Genomic DNA, 19,793 nt, shown 5'->3' with positions numbered 1-19,793 from the left:
GTATGTTTTTAGTGGTTAAAAACATTGTACCGTAAAGAGGCGTTCATATGGCCTTTTTGCTTTTACACAATTATATGGACTTTATCCTCCTTAATTCAGAACGTATAAAATTATTATAGCAGTATTGCTAGTTTAGAGTAATCCATGTTAATTAGAATACTCAAATACTCCATGAGAGGTGATAAGATAATTTCCCTCTATTTCCATATCACGTCCCAAAGCTTGATAATCAATATAATTTTGTAAATTAGAAGGTACTTCACCAAGTTGTCCTGTTTCTTCCACATAATAACGGGCGACATCTTCCATAGAATCACATTCACTATAACAATGAATATTCTCTTTGTTTTCCAGTAATTCTTCCAAGCTACTAAACCACATGCCTTGAATTTCTTTGAGTTCATTATAAATAGGTGTACCTTCGATTTCTTGAATGGCTTCACATAGACGGTTGATTTCACTAATTGGCGTGTATTCGTCCACATCAAAAGGAAGCTCAAAATCATGTATGGCGTATTCTTCGTAGTTCTCATTTAAACCGATTCTTTCTGCCATTTCTTCCTCATCAATTGGTGGAGTAAACCATGATCCAACTAATTCACCTTCATTATACCGTCCCAAATTTGCCACATAGACTTTCAATTCCAATTCTTATCACATCCTTTTTATAAAAATAGTCATAAAAAAAGTAGCAATCAGTTAATGACGCTACTTATCAAGGTATCCGCTAATATAATCTGTAACTGTACTTGAAATACCTATTATTAGTTTTGCTTCTCTCTTTCCAATAATATTTGTATTAGGATGTGCAAGTGAATGCCTATTTCTTGCTTCATTAAGAGAGCTAATCATTCCATTTGATGACCTTATCGTTGTCTTCACTATATCAGCAAGTTCAGTAGGTTGAATTTCTTTTTCAATTAATTGTTGTATCCTACTATATAATTTAGATAGATTTTCGTCTCTAGGAACTGTAATTTCATATTTTTTTAGTATTTCAATTAAATATCCATGAAAAGCAGTGTGAACTCTGTCAAAGGCACGTTGATATTCACCATTACTCATGAAAGACTCAGCGTCTTCAATAGCTTGTGAAATCACATCACTAATTTTCAACTGACTAAAGTTAATTACTTCGTAATTCTCTGGAAGTGGTACTAAAATAGTATCCACTAATACATTATCACCTTGTTTATCATATATGGAGCTTGCTGTCTGGGTAAGCAAATCTTTATGACTTTCAAAAAAGTCTAAATCATCAAAAGGAGCTCTTATTTTAAGATAGGTGCAAAGCGTATTCCAATCCCTTTTGTATCCTTTATAATAAGTAAACTCGTTAGTCTCATCTAAAGTTACCTCTGATATTTTCATTTTAGAAACAATCTCGTTACCTCCTTCATAATAATTTGAAGAGCTCTTTCTTTCTAATGTTTTAATTAAAAGAGATTTAAATTGATCATTTGTAAACATATTCATGGATCCTTTCATAACAAAATATATACTTCCTATTTTATCATGAAAAATATCTGTTAAGCACCAATGATTCGGTTAAATAAGTTTAATAACACATCTTTCACGCCAGCTGCATTGAACACAAGTCCGACGGCGATTAAAGCAATAATCAAAAAGCCAATAAGTTTTGAAAATTCTCGTTTAAAACCTAAAAACAGTCCAATGACGACAATCGCTAACAATACCAATGACTGTGCATTATCCAAGAACCAGTTGTACAAATTCTGCCCAAAATTCATGTGATTGTCCTCCTTTCCTTAAGATATTTTTCTCGATAGTAGATATAGCTTTTTACACGCTTTAATAATTGAAAAGGAGTTAAATGCTCTCCATAAACAGTTATTCGACTGGTATAATTCTTATAAAAGCTCACTTTGTAAAAATCATAGGTATAGATGGTATCACCAGCTTGCCGTTTTCCCTCAATAATGAGAGACGTATATTTCCCTGTATTTTGTATATACGCTTGAAACCCTAACTTCTTTAATTCTTCTGTTAAGAGGCTCATGTAATCAAATCCTCCATGCCTAGATGTTGTTGTTCAATTAATTTCTCATGTTTTTCTGTCAGTTTGGCTTCATGAATCATGGTGGAAATAATGGTTGTACCGTTGAGAATATCTAAAATGCTTGCGACTTTTAATGTAGGGGCGACTTGATGATGTAACCAGTTCAATGTTCGTTCAAAAGAATAAGGTTCTGGCTGTATGGTTAGGCGTAATGCTCCACGATTTTTGCCGATAAACCATTCCCAGCGTTCATTGGTTTGCCAATCACTCCGTCGCTTGGTTTCGTCCTTATCGGCAAAGCGAATATAACGATTGATAATCTCAAACGCTGTTTTTTCTGCATTTTGATGTTCCAACAAATCTTTCATGGCTTGAGTGGCTCTGTCGTTTTTCAAACGAATTTCAAAGCGATTCTTTATTTCTGCGTCTTCTAAGGCAATATCATTTTTCACGTATTGCTCATAATCTTTCTCATATATACAGAAATAGACTTCGCTTTTTAATGAGCCAATATAAAGGGTGTTTCCCATGTCTGGTTTTTCATCACGGTGAACCAATTCACCACTGCGATAATTTTTAAAGCTCCGAAAGACGGAAATACATTCTTCCTGTTTACATTTCTTTGCCAATTCTGGAATATTCAAAATCCCTGTTTTATCGTTGATGGCTAAATCCAAGCGTTTGAAAATACCTTTATGTTCCATGCAATCTTGAAAGAAACCATACCAGCTCCGATGTTGAGCCAATAGAAAGTTTTCAAATTGCCGACAGCCTTTTCCTTTCAGTTCTAATAAAACCCCTTTACTTACATCATGAGAGACTAGGACAACAATATCACCGAAACGATAGTGTTCGGGATAAGAATAATAGCCAAAGTCTTCGTGTAGCATATAATCCATATTCAAGCGTAAAACCTCACCGATAATTTGAGACACATCATTGGTAGGGAATCGAATCCGTACATAGTCGAATAACATCTCCAATGGGTTATCGGGATTGAAGCGTTCCAAAGCGTTCAGTAAATCTTCTTTCACCTGTTGAGTAGGGACTGCCTTGCCTGTTTCAATATCCGATAGGTAAGGTCTGGTAATATGAGAAGCAACCGCCAGTTTATTTTGAGAAACGCCATAAGCCAGTCGCTTTTCTTTCAATTCCTTAATCCAAATTTTTTCGTTTTCCATTCGCAAACCTCCAATCTAAAAAAGATGTAAACTATGACCCTTGAGTTTACATCTTTCCTATTTTCCGCAATTCCTTGTACCATCAACATTGGTTGATGAGAATTGCCTGTTTTCAGTTGTATTTGTGCCCCCCTGTTAGGTAGAGGGGGCTAAAGGATTGGCGTGGCTAACGCCACACCAATCAAAGCAAGTCTGAACCTGTACCTTTCACTTCGTGCGGTACAGGCTCAGATTGCTTTTTTTGAATGACTTTTCCTATTTCTCCTAAGAAATCATACCTTTTTGGTACAAGGGGTGTATAAAACTCACTAATCACACTTTTTCCTGTATCCACATAACCTCTTCCCTTGATGGGTTTTAAGAAAAATTGTTTTTGTGTATCGCTTCCAAACATCATACCGAAGCCCATTTCAGACATACGACCCAAAGCCACACGGAAGTTAAAGTTATCTCGAATACCATCACTAAAATATTTTGCGTCTGGACGCTGACAGGCAAGAATTAAAAAGAAGCCTGCTTGTCGTCCGAGCATAACAATTTGTTTGAGTTTATTCATAACTTGTGCACTATCACGACCTAACATATCCATCATCGCCACATATTCATCAAAAATCAGGAAGTTCGCAGGTAGACCAAGATACGCATAATTTTCTCCTGTTTTGTAGTTCGGGTGTTGCTTCATGGTTTCACTACGGGCAATCATATCGTCGTAAAATTGACTAATACATGCCAGCATATCGTCTTTACGGTAATAGACATTATCTATGACCGCTCCTAAGTCTGCCAAATCAGCATTTTTAGGGTCGAGAATATAAAGCTTCGCATTTGTATGCAGGAGAGATTCAATCAATGTGAGAATAAAATAGGATTTTCCACTACCCGTGCCCCCAGCAATTAACATGTGAGGGAGAGAATCAAACTCCCAATAGACCGATTCCATCAATTTGACACGTCCATCTTGAGCTACCACATCTTCAATGCCAATTCGATTGCCAATGGTGTCATAAAGTAGAACATACTCTACATAAGAATCTTTCAACGTTTTTTCCACTAATTCACAATACAAGCCTGTTTCTAGTTTGTTTTCTAAGTGCAAGAGCTGATCTTGATATTTCCCTAAAGTGATTTCTACATGAATATGGATCAGTCCATCTTTCATTCGGTAATACATTTTAGGAAAATGGCGGATTCGTTGTTTGGTTTTCTTGCTGGATAAGTCTTTAAAGAATCCCTCTGATTGAGTTTCTTCGGCTTCATACCAATGGTTTTCTAAAATCATACGAGCTAACTTTTGACGGTGCTCTAACTGTTTTATAGAATCTATGCGATAGTGATAATAGAGCCAGCTGATGAGTCCGCATACAAAAAAAGCAGTGAGAATACTGCTCCAAAAGTATGGCGTATGCAGTTGATAGAAAAATGTATCTAACTGAACTGTTTGCCAATTCACCGATTGTAACGTTCTCCAATGAAAAGGGAGTAGAACGACTAGAAAAACTATCAGCAATGAAATCAGCACAAAATGATTGACCAAGTCCTTATCGTTGGCTTTGATTCGCTTTCCTCTGTCATGAAGCAATGGCATAAAAATCCTCCTTTCCATCTATCAAAATAATTGTGTATTGTAGATACGAGCCTGTTTATCAAAAGTTGGTTGAGAAATGGCTTCATATTTCCGATAAGCGATTCGCTTTTCAAAGCGTAAATCTTTTTCTTTCGGATAATAATGACGTCGATAGAGCGTGTGTCCTAACAGTTTTTTCGCTTCTTTTGTCAACGGATAGAGATAGCGAAACATGCGTCCATTGATTTTCTCAATCCCTTTGTATTCGCAAAATGCCTGGGAAAGCCAATGCTTTTTCTCTACCTGTTCAAAACGAGCATTTTCCTCTAATAAAAGGCGAGCACTTCGAGGGTGTATCTTTTCCCATGACTGTTTATCACGATAGACACTTGTCTTGAAATACCCGCAGTAAAAGAAGTTGGACGCTTGATAGACATAGCCACATTTTCCCTCAATTCCATCTGCCAATGTATATAAAAAATGACAGTCCGTATGTTCTTTCAACCACTTAATTAGAGCTGAAAGAGCTTGACTGCCAAAATAATTGGTTTGATTCATTTCTGGAAGAAAACACATCTTTCCAATTTCTAAATAATCTGTGGTTTGAAGGGAACTGTCGGGAAAGAGTTTGCGTATGGTTTGTAGGGGTTGCGTACCCCAGCCTAATTCCACAACGCCTAATAATTTTTCTTCTGAAAAAATCCCTAGAAAGTATTTACACAATCTAGGGAGTATCTTTGAATAATGGTATTGCCGAATAAAAGAAATGGCTTCATCTTTCGGAATTTCTTTCAAAATCAATGGTGTGTTTGTCATAAGCAACACCTATTTTTCACTTTCGGACGCTTCTTTTTTATATTTCTGATGAGGTTTTGTCTGTCCTTTTAATACAAGATCGTCTGCTTTCACGTACCAATCAACGTCTGCCCCTCGAAAAGTAGCCGTCGCTACGGTATCTGCCACAGGATTGATTAATTCCACTTCTGCGTTGTAGTCAAATTCTTTCAAAGGAACAGAAGCGGGGATACTGACTTGTATCATGCGTCCTTGTCCTTTTGATTTTAAGTCATAGGTACGTTCTTTAATTTCTTCGGAAACCGAACCATCTTCATTTTGAATACGAACCTCACGACGTAAAGCGGAAAATTTCAATGTGCCAAATGTCTGGTCTTTTTCAATCACAATACCTTCTGCTAATCTCATATTTTTTCACCTTTCCTTTCTTAAGCTTTCACCATATCGTCTGCGTGCATAATGTAATTGGTAAATCCTCTATTGCCAATTTTATAACCTTCTGCGGTAATACGTGGGTTGATGAGTCTGACTTTTTCGTCGGATTCAAAATGTTTCTCGCCAGCTTCGGAGGGAAGAATGACAACAATATCATCTGCTCGTTGAATCGTTGAGTATAAATTGTAGCTACGAGAGAGAATAGTTGGTCTGCCATTGACTCGACGTTGTTCAATATTCCCTTCACCAGCATATTCTAATTGACCAAATGTTTTTTCCATATTGGGAATGACATATTTTAATTCCATAAGTGTATCGTTCCTTTCTCACATAAAATATTTTTGGCTTACTTTATTCATTTAAAAATTTGTTAGTATCACAACCTTTCAAAGCATAAAAAATAGACGCTCATTATGAACGTCTATCATTTAAATGAATATTGAGTTTAGAATTCCATTTCGAATTTAATCAGGTCTGCTTAGGTGCAAATACTGCACTTTTATTGCACTTTTTATTTTTTTAAATATAATTTATTCGATTTTATACGTTTCCAAAATCCTTGATATTACAGCATTTTCGCTTATATGCCATACCCTTAAAACAGAGTGGGAATAATGAAGTAAGTGAAGTTGAAGCCAGAACGTTGATTTAACGGCGTTTCGGTTGTCATAAAACGGGCTAAATAGTGGGTCATAACAAAGGTGCCCCACCAAAATCACCACCAAAGATAGCCGCTGTTGCTTAGGTAACGGCGGCTATTTTGCTACTGTGACCCACCAAGATATTTCAGAACGAAGCGAATAAAAAGAGGCTTTTCAGCCTCTTCGGTGGTTATTATTCTAAAGTTGCAGATACAGCAGGAATACCAACTATGTTACCAACAGCTTCACATTTAACGGTAATGGTATCACCGGCCTTAATTTTACGTGTTTCTTTGGTTACGGGTAAGAGAACGTCAAAACCGCCCGGAGCAGCAAGACCGACACCCATCTGGCTTTCATCGCCAACTTCGGTAACCTTAAACTCAAGGGTTTTGCCTTCAATCTCTTTGGTGGTAGCATTGGCGATGAAGTCTTTACCTTCTGCCTTAGAGGTAACAGTATAGTCAGCAGAACCAACACCCGATATAACCCCAAAAAGAGTTGCAGCAGTTGGAAGTGCAATTCCGACTACTAAAAGGATGACACTTAGCTTCTTTGGCCGTTTGCGCAGAGCAGCAAAGATAAGCATGATTAGTGCAACAATGGCAAGAATGATACCGCCAATAATGGTAAAGCCAATTACAGTTTCCATTGATGTGTCCTCCATGAATCTCCTGATTAATTTGATTATACTGCATCAAAACGTGTGCGTCTATACCGTGGCATCACTATTCTTTGTCGAATGCGAAGTTAACTGCATCAGAGATGGTCTTTTTGTAGGCGGTCTGAAAGTCGCTTCCAGTATCATCGTGTTCAAGGGACATGAATATAGAGTTGTCATCGTTATCAAATTGGTCCTGCCAGACGTAGGACGTTCCGTTATAGGTTAGACGATTCCAGCCTCCTGTGGAAGTCCCTTCAGGTTTGATGTTTGTCTCATAGGTCATTTCAATAATCTTGTGTGTATTTGTGAATAGAAATGCAGCTTTACGAGTGTCTGGGTTAATCAAGAATGCCGCATTGTGGAATAGAGATTCTTCATCTGATTCATAGTTGAACAGATATGCGTGTTTGTATGTCTGTTCAACTTTGTTAAGCATCTGTTGTTTAGCGGACACTTTTTTGACCGCCTGTTTAGAAACCTGGGAAGATGAACTTTTCGTAGTGCTCGTACCGGTATCGTTTTTTTCAGAACAAGCCACGAGAGTGATGCTTAAGCCAGCTAAAAGAATCAGCGAAGCTGAGAAGATTCGTTTTGGTGTCATAGTTTTCCTCGCCTTTAGTTGTGATGTCATTATTCGTTAAGTATATGATAGCCTATAAAAAAGGGAAATCCTACTTACAGAACAAAATCACTAAAATGATTGTGGCATTACCACACATGTTCAACTGATGCAGAGTAAAAATGCCCGACGAATATTTGAAAATGCGGCGAGACGGCTAGTGACCACATTAGACAGTAGAGTAAGGACGGCGAAAATGAACGCCAAGCATCATAACGGCATGAAGTCTAATTACTAGTTTTCATGATTAAAATAACTCTTTGCATATGTGACCGTATTTGGCAGACCACATGGAAGAAATAGAGCAAAAGTTTGGAGATATGTGAAATACCGCTCTGATAAAACGATATCTTATCCACCACTTATGATTTCTACGATAGTAAAATATGCGCTAATAATAAAATTGACGTTATAACAAAGCGACTGTCCATCGGGCAGTCGCTTTTAATATATACATTAGCCGTTTTTTTGAGGGAATAATGACATTTCATATCTGTGTACTTTTTGCATGGCTCCGATTGCCGTATCAAGCTCGGTGGAAACTCTAGCGTATTCGTTACGCATCCGGTTATCATCTTGATACCAAGCACGACTTTCTGCTTCGAATGCTTCATAGGCATTTATAGTCAAGTAATAGGCTAGCATACCAGTATCAGTTGGGGTAGGTTTGAGCGGCGTAAGAATGTCCGTGAAGATTGTTTGCATGAGCTTAGGAAACCTGACGTAAAACTTTCGGAATTCCTTTCCGAAAAACTCCTCCTCAAATCGACGAACTAAAATTTCTTGAAAAGATTCAGCATTTAAAAACTGTATGCGCTGAGAAAGTTCGTCAAGTGCTTCAATTTTAACAGTATTAATTGTTCTCGATTTTTTACGTTCAACCTTAACTGGATAGATGTCATAACTAAGTCCTGCACGCATTTGAGCAAAGTGAACATTTGCAGTTAGGACCTGAAAAAGTAGTTCGTGTAGATTAATCATAGTTAAGTCGGTACCTTTGTATGAATAAATCTCATTAATTGCTTTTTTCAGTAGCACATTCCACTTGATTTGTCCCCAAAGCATTTCATCAAGATTGTTGAATTTCAGGTTCTCTCGGATATCTTGCGCATTGAAGTCACTCATCAAGTTCGGATATTTAGTAGTCCGTTTATTGTTGATGATATTACTGACTAACGATTCGTCGGATAGAATGTCCGAACGATTTAGGTTAAGTTCTTCCTTTCGTTTCTTAATAGTTGAACTAATTGTGGTAAACACATATTTTGTGGTTTTTTTAAACGCCGTTTCAAACATTATGAGGACTCCTCTCCCTTAAAGCGTGGGACAAAATTGTTATATTAACGAAAAAAGGTCATATTTCAATCCCACGTTGCAAGTATATACTTAAAATATCGAAAGCGCAAGGAGGTGACAACATGACGAATCATGAGCGCATGAACGTTAGCTACAGTCATTCACTAGTATCAGGTTCCCTGCTAGACGAGCACCATGTAAATGACTCAGAAATTGAAGAAGCAATGGACGAATTGAATGGCCTTATATTAGCAAATCACTTTGACCCTTTTGGCAATGAACCAACCATATTTCTGAAATTAGGTGATATAAGCCTCGAGGTGAAGGCTACTAAGGATTGTCAGGCATGTATGCGTGACCTAATGGCAGTACTTGCTCGCCGTAATTGGAATCGAAAGTATGGTTATGGCTGTTGACCGTAACTAATACGTCTTGACCAAGGCCACGATGTCAATAAACTCTGGGTACAAAAATAAAGACGGCTGCGTATCGCAGCGGAGGTAACTATCATGGCTCTACAAAATTCCTGGTTCTTTTCGCAGACCAGTTTCAACGATGCGAAATTCAAGTCGGTAACTAACAACCAGTTCCGCTTGGTCTCTCAGCACCCATATGCTAGCAAGAAGAATCCTCAAGATATCGGTGTAGCATTAACGCTTCAAGTGGTCAAAGATACCGCCGATTATGGTGTTGACAAAAAGACTGGCATGAAGCGGGATAACAACGTTCTGAATACCTTTGATGTGACAATCTTGAACGGAGTACAGCGTTTAGATGCTCAAAAGGGCGATGTCATTCGGCTCGGTGACATGATTGTTGAAAAGACTTTCATCATTGGGTTCAACCTGATTCTCCGTTATAAGGATGTGCAGGTGATTAAGCGTGACAAGTAAGGTTAAAACTTCACGGTACCTTCGTGGACAGGCCTTGGTTGTCATTGAATCCCTATTACTGTTACTGGTAGTAGGGATTTTCCTTACCACGCGGTACCTTCAAATGATGATTCCTGATGTAATTCTAATTGTATGTATCTTCGCGATTACAGTTGTTGGTACGTGCTCGGTCACATTTTGGTCGATGCGTAACCATATTAGTAAAGGTTGGAGATTTGCACTACGCCATTACAAGTTGTGTTTGTCGGTTCGCCGTGCTTTGCTTGATGCCGCTTATTATGTACCGCGGCAGTTCTTCGGAACTGCCGTGGCCCAGTTGCCTAAAATTAAGCTCACTTTCACAGATAATTATCAGCGTGGAATGCTGTTGGTCGAGAATCGTGTGAAGTATGCCCAACGTTTGGACACTGCCCAGTTATCCAGTGCATTAAGGCGATATGTGGTTGAACGCTCGTATCTTAGTGATGATGAGAATTACTACTGTTTTGAATTGTTTGATAGTCGTCTTGAACGACGATTAGAGTTCCGTTCTCTTGATGAATTGCTAAGTTACAATGCACAAGTTGGTGATTTGGAGTTGTTCATTGATAAGTTCACTGTGATTCCGTTACACCACACGCTAATTGTTGGGCAGACGGGTTCTGGTAAGACATACGGTGTGTATTCTTTCCTGTTGCAGATGCTTATCAAGCCGGTGCAATATCAACTATATCTAGCCGATCCGAAAGGCTCCAGCCTTTCGATTCTCGGCGACATGATTGCGCCTGACTGTACCGCTGAAGATGTTGATGATATTGTAGCCCTCCTGCGTGAGTTCAATGATGTGATGGACAAGCGCAAGGCTGATTTGAAGGCTAAGCTGGCCACTAAGCTTGAGGCGTCATATTCGGACTTTGGATTTAACCCGTATGTTTTTATCTTTGATGAATACGCGTCATTCCAAAGTGTTGTGCAGGCTATGGATAAGAAGCACCGCGATGAGGTCAATAAGCTGATTTCGCAAATTGTGCTTCAAGGGCGCCAGTTGGGCTTCTTCCTGTTTATTGTCATGCAGAAGAGTGATAGTACGTCATTACCAACGATGATTCGCGATAACTTGCCACTGAAGATTGTTTTGGGTAATGCTGAACAGCAAACCTACGTCACTGCGTTTGGCACGGGCGTAGAAATTCCTAGCCGTGACTTTCGCAAGGGTGAAGGTGTGTACACATTCCCTGGAATTGCCAACACGCCTAAGTTGTGTGCGTTTAGTTACCTGAATTTTGACATTAACGCCGCTTTTCGTGCCAAGCGGGGGTTATGTAATAACCCCCGCTCCAGTAAAGGAGCCTAAAAATGGAGCCTACACTTTTACTCGGAATTGATGAGTTCACGATGGTGCTAACTGTTGAAAAGTCAAAGATTGATGATATTGGCAGTTGGCCGCTAATTGCCTTGGACACCATCAAGAAGTTTGTTGAGATGACCGACATTAAAGTGATATTCGGCAAACAAGCTCAATTGATTGGCAAAGTTCCGCAAGGTTACACGATAGGTTACCAGTTTGGCGACAATCCGTTTTACTTTGCCATTGCGTACCACCCCGACAATGTTCAGATGGGGATTGTGATTAAGTTTTCGGCCTATTCATGGTCGTACTACTGTCATGAATGGACGCTGGTACATCATTCACCGATGAACATCAAACAGTTCGCTTCACTGACTGTATCTGATGAATTTCATTCTCGGCTTAGTCGAATTGACTTTACCGCTGACTTTCAGAACGTAGATTTTACAGTTGATGACCTGTACCGTCACCTGACTGATGGTACATGGATTGTTCAAAACGCTGATGGCAAAAAGAACCCTTCTGGCTTGTCTGCGCATGAGGTCAACAAGATTGTCGAAACTTTCTATGTTGGTTCTAAAAAGGGCAATACACGGCTGTTCTTGCGAGTCTATGACAAGCGACGTGAACAGATAGAGCAACCTAGCTTTCGTTACGAAGAGGCGTTGTCGGTCGAAAGTTGGGTACGGTTAGAAGCAGTGTTCAAAGGTATATATGCCCACCAAATTACTGATAGCCTCCGTAATGAACTGGACGATGATGAGCCGTCATTGAAGGCATTTATTGCTAGCAAGCTACTTGAGAAATATCGGTTTGTTGATGCAGAGACGGAAGAATACGCCGATTTAACGAAAATGCTTATACGTGTTGTTGAAGATAATGAATTTAGCCGGTTACGCTTAGAAAGCCCACGAGACAGCGAGTTGATTCAATCAATCCAATATTTGATGTTCAATTCTGGCTTGTTTACCGCCATGTACAAATGCGATGCCTTGTGGGGACACAATTCTGGCATTGAGCTGCTGTTAAGAATGGCGGCTGTGTACCTGCGTGGACGTCATCCGCCTGATGATGCAATTAGGTGGGTGGCCATTCACCGTAAAGAGATGGAAAAACGCACGCTGGCAGAATTATTTGATGAAATTGATGCAAACCAAGAAGCTATGAAAAAAGAGACCATCACCACGCCTCCGACAGCAAATGGTGACAGTCCCGCTCCTGTGTAGATAATTAGTCTACCCGCATAGTATCTCATGCTTCTTGTACGATTGAAAGAAATGAGATGGTAATTGTGACCTCCACAATTTGTAAGCAAGACTTGATGGCGATTGGCTACAAAGAGCACACCGCGCGAAGTTTGATTTGCCAAGCCAAGGCCATTATGGTACAAAATGGGTATCCGTTTTATAACAACCGGCGTTTGGGACGTGTCCCAACAGAAGTTGTTGAGTCAATCATTGGCACGAAGCTTCAATTGAAAGCAGAGTGATTGATGATGACAAATAAAATGCAACAAACAACGAAGTACACCGGCGTTTTCAAGGACTTGAAGAGCGGTATGTACTTCTATCAGACAGAACTTGGAATTGACCGGATTACCGGTCGGCGTGTTAGAAAGAAGGCGCGTAAAGACTTGACCGGCCGCCCGTTTAAGACAGCGACAGCGGCAAATAAAGAATTGACACGAGTTAAGCGAGAGTATTACCAAGCTAACAGTTACGCCAACTATCAAATGACGTATCGTGAGTTTATGCAGAACATCTATATTCCTGCGTACAAAACGGAAGTCGAAGAAAGTACGTTTTCTGTTCGTAAAGGCGCTTTCAATCAGTTTTGCGCTCGTTTCGGGTCTAAGAAGTTGCGGGATATCAATATCGAGGATGTTCAGAATTACCGAACATACTTACTGACTGATGCAGATGAAGGTGGTGCTGGATTCTCACAGTCATACGCGAGTTTGGTGTTTGGTATGTTTCGTAAGACCTTGGACAGGGCGGTTACGCTGCAGTATCTAGAGTTCAATGTGTCAAAGCGGATTAAGGCGATTCCGAAGAGTAAGGCCATTGTGCCATACTGGACGGCTACCGAGTTCAAGAAGGTCATTAAGCAGATTTACATTGGCGACTTTCTGGAACATCTGTATTTCGTAATGCTGTGGGTCTACTTCATGACTGGTGTTCGAGTTAATGAGGGCATGGCCTTATGGTGGAGCGATATTGACTTGGACGAGAAACGTATGCGGGTGCACCACATGCTGTATCTGAAGTCACGGACGGATTGGACACGTAACGACTACACTAAGACTGCGGACGGCAAACGGACAATCGCTTTGGACGATACCACGGTGGATATACTCCGCAAGTGGCGGCAACGGCAAAAAACGGTAGGGCTAGGCAAAGACGATGACTTTGTATTTACCTATGATGGCTTGCCAATGATTAAGTCAACTCTGGGACGAGTTATTCAGCGTTATGCTAATGCCGCTGGTGTGAAGCCTATCCAAGGTAAAGGATTGCGTCATAGCCATGCATCGTACTTGATTAATGAGTTCAATGTGTCGGTTCTGGTACTGTCGAAACGGCTCGGGCATAGCAGTCCGGACATAACTTTGAGAAACTACTCACATATGTGGGTCGGCGCCGATACTGCTATTGTTGAGCAGATGGAAGGCAATATCAAAGTGGAGACTGCGGCAGTAAGTTCGGTCAAGTTTAACGGCAATCAATCAATCAAGAAATTGAGTGAAATTGGTGCCCCACCAAGCACACCACCGGAACAGTGTAAAGGTGCTTAAAACGTTGATATGTAGGTATTCTCACGTGAGTGCTAGCGCTTGAGTGGGAATAAAAGGTAGGAATCAATTGAAGTTACAAAGCCGATAATACCGGGATTTAAAAATTGTAAACTGGTACAAATTAATAAAAATTCAGTTGGTTCCCCGCCAAAAATTCCGCTAAAAGATCCATTTCGGATCTTTTTTTATAATTGCAAATATTGATAAGATAATGCTCAAGGAGAATTTTTTATGCGTGGAATATCGGAATTTTTGAATCTACCACGGAAAATATGGGGAGCAATTGGAATTGCCACTATTTCAATATTAATTCTTAAACCTATAGCAGTTAAGAGTTTAGATGGGGAATCGTTTTATGCTAAGTTCGGAATTTATGTTTTTATTCTCTGTATAATATCCTGGTCGATTCTCATTGTCGAAATACTTGTATATTTTTATAATTACTACAGTGCTCGGAGAGAGATGATCCACAAATACAATTATGTTAATAGTTTAGAGGGTGAGAAGTTAAGAATTGTTAGAGAATTGTACAAAGATATTAATCATGTCAAGGAGTACCCACACTCAAACGAAAATATAAGAGAACTGGAATCCAATTTGGTCATTGGGCTTGCTGCCACTACTATCCAATATAATAGATTCGAATATTCCCCTCAAAATGCTCCATTTCCTTATTTACTTCAACCTTGGGTAATCGATGGAATTAATAATAAAAAGATAACGTTATAAACTCAGAAATAGTGTCGAAAACGTGTCTCGTCAATATTTTGTCTAAATCAAAAATATGATGGGGCATTTTTTGTTGGTCTGTGATTTGCTATAATTGTCGGTATTAGATACAGGACTTTTGTAAAATTTATTGTGAGTCAAATATTTGTAACTTTCCGTACTCAGGGGGAATTCTAGTGAAAAAAAGTATTTCAAAATCATTTGATGATTTAATTGAACAAATTAACCAAGCGGGAAATGGTGTCCAAAGAGAACGTGGCACAATGTTCGAAAGGTTAGTATTGGCATATTTGAAACATGAGCCAACATATAGACGTTTATATAAAGAAGTTTGGATGTTGGGTGACGTTCCATCTGAGTATGGAATTCCAAAGAAAGATACAGGTGTTGATCTTGTAGCTCAACAATTTAATGGTGATATTGTTGCAATTCAAGCTAAATTTTATAAGGGCAAGATAGGCAAGGAGCAAATCGATTCTTTTGTGGCTGAATTGGGAAAGAACTATTACCATCGAGGACTGATTGTTTCAACTGTGGATGAATGGAATGAAAATGCGAGAGCTACCGTAGATCAAAATGGTAAGGGAATAGAAATCATCGGTCTTTCCGACTTAAGAAATTCACAAATAGATTGGACTAAATTTAGCTTTTCTCGTCCTGAAAGAGTTGAAGTTAAAGCAAAAAAGGAGCTGCGAGAATATCAAAAGACCGCTCTTGAAAAATCAATTGAATATTTTAAAAATCATAATCGTGGTCAACTTATCATGGCACCTGGTACCGGGAAAACATTTACCAGTTTGAAAATTGCTGAGAATTTAGCGAAAGATGCTAGTAAGCCATTTTTTGTTCTGTATTTAGTTCCGAGTATTCAGTTATTAACACAGACTTTACGTGGCTGGAATAACGATGCGAGCTTATCAATCACAAGCATGGCTGTTACCTCGGATCGAGACGCATCCAGAGGAGATGATGGAACGGAGGACATCAAAGCTTCTGACATCGGATATCCTGCCACTACTTCCTCAACTCAGATTTTAAAAAATTGGAAAGAGATACAAGGTGATGGATTCAGAACAGATATGATTGTCGTCTTCAGTACTTATCAAAGTATTGATGTGATTGGTGATGCACAAAGATCAGGATTTCCTGTTTTTGATTTGATTGTAGCAGATGAAGCACATCGAACAACTGGCGCTCACGAATTAAACAAAGAAGATAGTACATTTTCAAAAATACATAGCAATGACAATGTTGATGGTAGATTGCGCCTATACCAAACAGCTACTCCAAAAATTTATGGAGAAGGTGCTAAGAAAAAAGCCAAAGAAAAAAGTATTTTGATTTCATCAATGGATGATCCAGAAAAATATGGTGAAGTTATTTATAGAATGGGATTTGGCCAAGCGGTTTCTCGCGGAATTCTAACTGACTATAAAGTTATGGTATTGGCCGTTGATGAGAAGACAGTACAAAGAGACATGCAACGTTCTCTCTCTGATCCAAATAACGGATTAAATATCGATGATGTAGGTCGTATTGTCGGAATTTGGAATGGTATGATGCGAAGAAATGGATATAAAAATCCAATCAAAAAAAGCGCTTATGATGGTGCACCACTGGAGAGAGCAATTGCATTTACTAGAACTATTGAAGATTCAAAAAAAGTATCCGGACAGTTTGAAGAAGTAGTTAATGAATACCTTGGTGATAATGAGGAAGATGAAAACTTCACCCTTTCAATGAGGCATGCAGATGGAACAATGAATGCCCTTCAAAAAGGCGAAATTTTGGATTGGCTTGCTGACAATAATAAACCAGAAGATGAAGCGAGAATTGTATCCAATGTAAGATTCTTAACTGAAGGGATTGATGTCCCAACTCTTGATGCAGTTATTTTCTTAGCAGCCAAAAAATCACAAGTTGATATTGTACAAGCAATCGGCAGAATAATGAGAAAGTCTAAGGGTAAAGATTATGGCTATATCATCATCCCTGTTGTTGTACCTGCTGGAGAAACACCTGAAACGATTCTGGATAATAACAAGCAATATGATACCATCTGGCAAGTTGTTAACTCATTAAGATCAGTTGACGAGCGGTTCGAGGCAATGGTTGACAAGATGAATATTGCAAAACCTAAGAACTTTAGCGTTATTGGAGTTGGCAGTGCTCCAGATGAGATAAATGAACATGATAGAAACGACAATTCCGAACCAGATGTTGAAAGATTTCTATTTGAACTTGAGTGGGATAAGTTTGAAACGGCTATTTTTGGAAAGATAGTTGAAAAAGTTGGTGATCGAAAATACCTGGAGAATTGGTCCGAAGATGTTGCAAAAATTGCCCAGAGGCAGATTGGTTGGATCAAAAATAAACTAGCTGATAAAAAAGATTCAGTAAATATTGAATTTAAAAAGTTCGTACTCTCCCTTCAACATAATATCAATGAAAGCATTGATGACAATCAGGCAGCAGAGATGATTTCGCAACATTTAATTACGAAACCAATTTTTGAAGCTTTATTTGCTGAGTACAGTTTTGTGAAAAATAACCCAGTTTCTAAGGCTATGGAAGGTATTTTGGTAGAACTAGAAAAGGCTGGTTTTCAAAAGGAACAAGATAATCTAGAACCGCTGTACGAGTCTGTGAAGATGCGGGCAGAAGGGATCGACAAATTAGAAGATAAACAGCAATTAATGGTCACTTTATATGATAAGTTCTTTAAGACTGCTTTTCCTGAAACAACATCTAAATTAGGTATTGTATTTACTCCTATCGAAGTTGTTGATTTCATAGTTAATTCAGTTGATGACGTATTGAAAAAATACTTTGGGAAAGCATTAGCTAGTGAGGGCGTTCATATTCTAGATCCGTTTACTGGAACTGGGTCATTTATCGTTAGAACCTTGACTCATTTAAAGAAACAACTAGAAGCTGGAGAAATTACGCTTGCAGATATTACCAAGAAATATGTTAACGAACTGCATGCTAATGAAATTATTTTGTTGAGCTACTATATTGCAGCAATTAACATCGAAGCTACATTTGCAGATATTGATTCAAATGAAAATGGTTATCAACCTTTTGAAGGCATCGTTTTGACAGACACGTTTGAAAGTACTGAAGTTGAAGATACTTTAGATGATAGCTATTTTGGTACGAATGACGAAAGATTGAAGCGGCAACAAGAAGTACCAATAACTGTGATAATAGGTAATCCGCCATATTCTATGGGTCAAAATGACGAAAATCAAGTTAATACGTCTTTTACATATCCAAAATTGACAAGAGCAATTGCGGATAGCTATGTGAAATTGACTGAGTCAAGAAGAGTTGTTTCAGTTTATGACTCTTATTTAAAGGCTTTTCGCTGGGCAACCGACAGACTGAAAGGAAGTGGTGTGATCTCCTTCATCACAAATAGCTCATTTATTGATTTTCGAACGATGAATGGTGTTAGAAGAAGTTTTGAAAAAGAATTTAATCATATTTATATACTGAATCTTCGCGGAGCGATAAAGGAAAGACTGGGGGAGACAGCCAAAAGAGAAGGACAAAATGTATTCAATATTATGACTGGAGTTGCCATTACTGTGCTAGTAAAAGATGGAACCAACGATCATGATGTACATTATTCTGATATTGGTGATTATCTATCGAGAAAAGAAAAGTTTACTTTTTTAGAGAGTACGAGATCCATTTTACAAACAAGTATGCAAAATCTTGATATCGATAGTAATGGTGACTGGATTAATAAACGTGATATTAATTATCTGAATTATTTATCAATGGGAAATGATTCTTCAGAAAATAATAAAGAGGTTCTTTTTAATGATTCTGCTATTGGCGTAACTACAAGTAGAGATAGCTGGGTTTATGGGTATGGAAGAAGACAAGTTGTCGACAATGTCCACAGGATGATACAAAATTATAATCATGAACTCAAAAGGCTAAAAAATTATTCAAAGGCAGAAAAGTTACAAAATATCAATCGTGATACCAAATATATGAGTTGGAGTAGAAAGACAAAAAATAAACTGTCATCAGGTTCAATATTTACTTTTGACGAAAATAAATTAGTCCAGAGCGCTTATAGACCATTTACAAAAAAGTGGCTTTACTATGATACAGAGATTGTGGAAATGCCAGGACGTTATAAAGACTTTCTAGGTGAGAACAATAAAGTAATCTATGTTAGCGGACCTGGAGTAAAAAGAGATTTCTCGGTTATCATGACTGATTGCGTCCCTGAGTACAAATATATCGAAAAAGGGCGAGGTTTTTATCTTTGGAATAATGAAAATACAGGATATTTGAATGTACCTTTTACAAACTTAAATGCTAATTATGGATTAAACATGCAGGATACATTTTATTATATATACGGTGTGTTGCATTCTAGTGAATATCGATTGAAGTATTCTAACGATCTTAAAAAGTCTATTCCACGCATTCCTGATCTGCGAAATAAATCTAAGTATGTTGAAGTTGGTAGAAAACTTGCATCAATACACTTAGACTACGAAAATCAAGAAAGTTGGCCTGGCGTAGAAATAGAATCATCAACGAACCCAAGTTTTCTTGTAAAAAAAATGAAACATCCCCAAAAAGGAATACTAGCTACAATCATTTACAATGATGATATCAAGATTACCAACATTCCTAAACAAGCATATGATTATGTAGTCAATGGTAGATCCGCCATTGAATGGATAATCGATCAATATCAAGTAAAAACAGATAAAAAATGATAAAGTCCATATAATTGTGTAAAAGCAAAAAGGCCATATGAACGCCTCTTTACGGTACAATGTTTTTAACCACTAAAAACATAC

General features: G+C 38.4%; 20 protein-coding genes. 8 read left to right on the top strand and 12 right to left on the bottom strand.

Features of this window, described 5'->3' with window-relative positions; translation table 11 throughout:
- Positions 1–147: 147 nt before the first annotated feature.
- The 12 genes from FC62_RS07570 to FC62_RS07515 all read right to left on the bottom strand — a co-directional run bounded on the left by FC62_RS07570 (position 148) and on the right by FC62_RS07515 (position 9,215).
- On the bottom strand, positions 148–648 hold the full coding sequence (locus FC62_RS07570; protein WP_000421245.1) for an antirestriction protein ArdA: 501 nt from the start codon (positions 646–648) through the stop codon (positions 148–150).
- A 60-nt stretch (positions 649–708) separates the two neighbouring features.
- The gene (locus tag FC62_RS07565; protein ID WP_000494842.1) at positions 709–1,470 is read right to left on the bottom strand and encodes an abortive infection family protein; all 762 of its coding nucleotides are present in this window, start codon (positions 1,468–1,470) and stop codon (positions 709–711) included.
- Positions 1,471–1,529: 59 nt separating this feature from the next.
- Complete coding sequence (locus FC62_RS07560; RefSeq protein ID WP_001009054.1) at positions 1,530–1,751, bottom strand: hypothetical protein; 222 nt, start codon at positions 1,749–1,751, stop codon at positions 1,530–1,532.
- Positions 1,748–2,020 (bottom strand): hypothetical protein, encoded by a 273-nt coding sequence (locus FC62_RS07555; RefSeq protein ID WP_000055367.1) that lies wholly within the window; start codon positions 2,018–2,020, stop codon positions 1,748–1,750. The genes FC62_RS07560 and FC62_RS07555 overlap by 4 nt, the downstream gene beginning before the upstream one ends.
- Positions 2,017–3,201, bottom strand: coding sequence for a MobT family relaxase (gene mobT, locus FC62_RS07550; protein ID WP_000426691.1), 1,185 nt, complete (start codon positions 3,199–3,201; stop codon positions 2,017–2,019). The genes FC62_RS07555 and mobT overlap by 4 nt, the downstream gene beginning before the upstream one ends.
- Before the next feature lie 181 nt (positions 3,202–3,382).
- The gene (locus FC62_RS07545) at positions 3,383–4,786 is read right to left on the bottom strand and encodes an FtsK/SpoIIIE domain-containing protein (RefSeq protein WP_082611526.1); all 1,404 of its coding nucleotides are present in this window, start codon (positions 4,784–4,786) and stop codon (positions 3,383–3,385) included.
- A gap of 21 nt (positions 4,787–4,807) precedes the next feature.
- Positions 4,808–5,581: a Mom family adenine methylcarbamoylation protein gene (locus FC62_RS07540; protein ID WP_000185760.1), complete on the bottom strand. Its 774-nt coding sequence runs from the start codon at positions 5,579–5,581 to the stop codon at positions 4,808–4,810.
- A 9-nt stretch (positions 5,582–5,590) separates the two neighbouring features.
- On the bottom strand, positions 5,591–5,968 hold the full coding sequence (locus tag FC62_RS07535) for a YdcP family protein (protein WP_001234189.1): 378 nt from the start codon (positions 5,966–5,968) through the stop codon (positions 5,591–5,593).
- A gap of 20 nt (positions 5,969–5,988) precedes the next feature.
- Positions 5,989–6,303: a YdcP family protein gene (locus tag FC62_RS07530; protein WP_000421280.1), complete on the bottom strand. Its 315-nt coding sequence runs from the start codon at positions 6,301–6,303 to the stop codon at positions 5,989–5,991.
- Between the two features lie 526 nt (positions 6,304–6,829).
- Positions 6,830–7,288, bottom strand: a complete 459-nt coding sequence (locus tag FC62_RS07525) for a hypothetical protein (protein WP_054746443.1) — start codon at positions 7,286–7,288, stop codon at positions 6,830–6,832.
- A 76-nt stretch (positions 7,289–7,364) separates the two neighbouring features.
- On the bottom strand, positions 7,365–7,901 hold the full coding sequence (locus FC62_RS07520; protein WP_056945777.1) for a hypothetical protein: 537 nt from the start codon (positions 7,899–7,901) through the stop codon (positions 7,365–7,367).
- Positions 7,902–8,375: 474 nt separating this feature from the next.
- Positions 8,376–9,215 carry a hypothetical protein gene (locus tag FC62_RS07515; protein WP_056945776.1) on the bottom strand — a complete coding sequence of 280 codons (840 nt, stop codon included), beginning with the start codon at positions 9,213–9,215 and terminating at the stop codon, positions 8,376–8,378.
- A gap of 122 nt (positions 9,216–9,337) precedes the next feature.
- Here FC62_RS07515 and FC62_RS07510 point away from each other — a divergent pair, with 122 nt between their 5' ends.
- The 8 genes from FC62_RS07510 to FC62_RS07475 all read left to right on the top strand — a co-directional run bounded on the left by FC62_RS07510 (position 9,338) and on the right by FC62_RS07475 (position 19,709).
- A complete protein-coding gene (locus FC62_RS07510; RefSeq protein ID WP_056945775.1) occupies positions 9,338–9,631 on the top strand; it encodes a hypothetical protein in 294 nt (97 codons plus the stop codon).
- 93 nt (positions 9,632–9,724) lie between these two features.
- Entirely contained in the window at positions 9,725–10,108 is a 384-nt protein-coding gene (locus FC62_RS07505; RefSeq protein WP_056945774.1) for a hypothetical protein, read from the top strand.
- Entirely contained in the window at positions 10,098–11,441 is a 1,344-nt protein-coding gene (locus FC62_RS07500; RefSeq protein ID WP_075362811.1) for an FtsK/SpoIIIE domain-containing protein, read from the top strand. The genes FC62_RS07505 and FC62_RS07500 overlap by 11 nt, the downstream gene beginning before the upstream one ends.
- 2 nt (positions 11,442–11,443) lie before the next feature.
- Positions 11,444–12,661: a replication initiation factor domain-containing protein gene (locus FC62_RS07495; protein WP_056945773.1), complete on the top strand. Its 1,218-nt coding sequence runs from the start codon at positions 11,444–11,446 to the stop codon at positions 12,659–12,661.
- 56 nt (positions 12,662–12,717) lie between these two features.
- Positions 12,718–12,924, top strand: coding sequence for a DUF3173 domain-containing protein (locus FC62_RS07490; protein ID WP_201779031.1), 207 nt, complete (start codon positions 12,718–12,720; stop codon positions 12,922–12,924).
- Positions 12,925–12,930: 6 nt separating this feature from the next.
- Positions 12,931–14,229: a tyrosine-type recombinase/integrase gene (locus FC62_RS07485; RefSeq protein WP_056945779.1), complete on the top strand. Its 1,299-nt coding sequence runs from the start codon at positions 12,931–12,933 to the stop codon at positions 14,227–14,229.
- A gap of 231 nt (positions 14,230–14,460) precedes the next feature.
- Complete coding sequence (locus tag FC62_RS07480; protein WP_054746435.1) at positions 14,461–14,958, top strand: super-infection exclusion protein B; 498 nt, start codon at positions 14,461–14,463, stop codon at positions 14,956–14,958.
- Positions 14,959–15,134: 176 nt separating this feature from the next.
- Positions 15,135–19,709, top strand: coding sequence for a type ISP restriction/modification enzyme (locus FC62_RS07475; protein ID WP_056945772.1), 4,575 nt, complete (start codon positions 15,135–15,137; stop codon positions 19,707–19,709).
- The last annotated feature ends 84 nt before the right edge of the window (positions 19,710–19,793 follow it).

The sequence above is a fragment of the Amylolactobacillus amylotrophicus DSM 20534 genome (genome assembly GCF_001434555.1).
Classification (GTDB): domain Bacteria; phylum Bacillota; class Bacilli; order Lactobacillales; family Lactobacillaceae; genus Amylolactobacillus; species Amylolactobacillus amylophilus.
Note: the sequence above shows the minus strand (reverse complement) of the source record. Positions and strands in the feature narration are given on the sequence as shown.

Excerpts from the sequence above, each read along its gene's own strand:
- FC62_RS07565 (WP_000494842.1), bottom strand. The coding sequence starts at position 1,470 with ATGTTTACAAATGATCAATTTAAATCTCTTTTAATTAAAACATTAGAA.
- FC62_RS07560 (WP_001009054.1), bottom strand. The coding sequence starts at position 1,751 with ATGAATTTTGGGCAGAATTTGTACAACTGGTTCTTGGATAATGCACAG.
- FC62_RS07555 (WP_000055367.1), bottom strand. The coding sequence starts at position 2,020 with ATGAGCCTCTTAACAGAAGAATTAAAGAAGTTAGGGTTTCAAGCGTAT.
- mobT (WP_000426691.1), bottom strand. The coding sequence starts at position 3,201 with ATGGAAAACGAAAAAATTTGGATTAAGGAATTGAAAGAAAAGCGACTG.
- FC62_RS07545 (WP_082611526.1), bottom strand. The coding sequence starts at position 4,786 with ATGCCATTGCTTCATGACAGAGGAAAGCGAATCAAAGCCAACGATAAG.
- FC62_RS07540 (WP_000185760.1), bottom strand. The coding sequence starts at position 5,581 with ATGACAAACACACCATTGATTTTGAAAGAAATTCCGAAAGATGAAGCC.
- FC62_RS07535 (WP_001234189.1), bottom strand. The coding sequence starts at position 5,968 with ATGAGATTAGCAGAAGGTATTGTGATTGAAAAAGACCAGACATTTGGC.
- FC62_RS07530 (WP_000421280.1), bottom strand. The coding sequence starts at position 6,303 with ATGGAATTAAAATATGTCATTCCCAATATGGAAAAAACATTTGGTCAA.
- FC62_RS07525 (WP_054746443.1), bottom strand. The coding sequence starts at position 7,288 with ATGGAAACTGTAATTGGCTTTACCATTATTGGCGGTATCATTCTTGCC.
- FC62_RS07520 (WP_056945777.1), bottom strand. The coding sequence starts at position 7,901 with ATGACACCAAAACGAATCTTCTCAGCTTCGCTGATTCTTTTAGCTGGC.
- FC62_RS07515 (WP_056945776.1), bottom strand. The coding sequence starts at position 9,215 with ATGTTTGAAACGGCGTTTAAAAAAACCACAAAATATGTGTTTACCACA.
- FC62_RS07510 (WP_056945775.1), top strand. The coding sequence starts at position 9,338 with ATGACGAATCATGAGCGCATGAACGTTAGCTACAGTCATTCACTAGTA.
- FC62_RS07505 (WP_056945774.1), top strand. The coding sequence starts at position 9,725 with ATGGCTCTACAAAATTCCTGGTTCTTTTCGCAGACCAGTTTCAACGAT.
- FC62_RS07495 (WP_056945773.1), top strand. The coding sequence starts at position 11,444 with ATGGAGCCTACACTTTTACTCGGAATTGATGAGTTCACGATGGTGCTA.
- FC62_RS07490 (WP_201779031.1), top strand. The coding sequence starts at position 12,718 with ATGGTAATTGTGACCTCCACAATTTGTAAGCAAGACTTGATGGCGATT.
- FC62_RS07485 (WP_056945779.1), top strand. The coding sequence starts at position 12,931 with ATGACAAATAAAATGCAACAAACAACGAAGTACACCGGCGTTTTCAAG.
- FC62_RS07480 (WP_054746435.1), top strand. The coding sequence starts at position 14,461 with ATGCGTGGAATATCGGAATTTTTGAATCTACCACGGAAAATATGGGGA.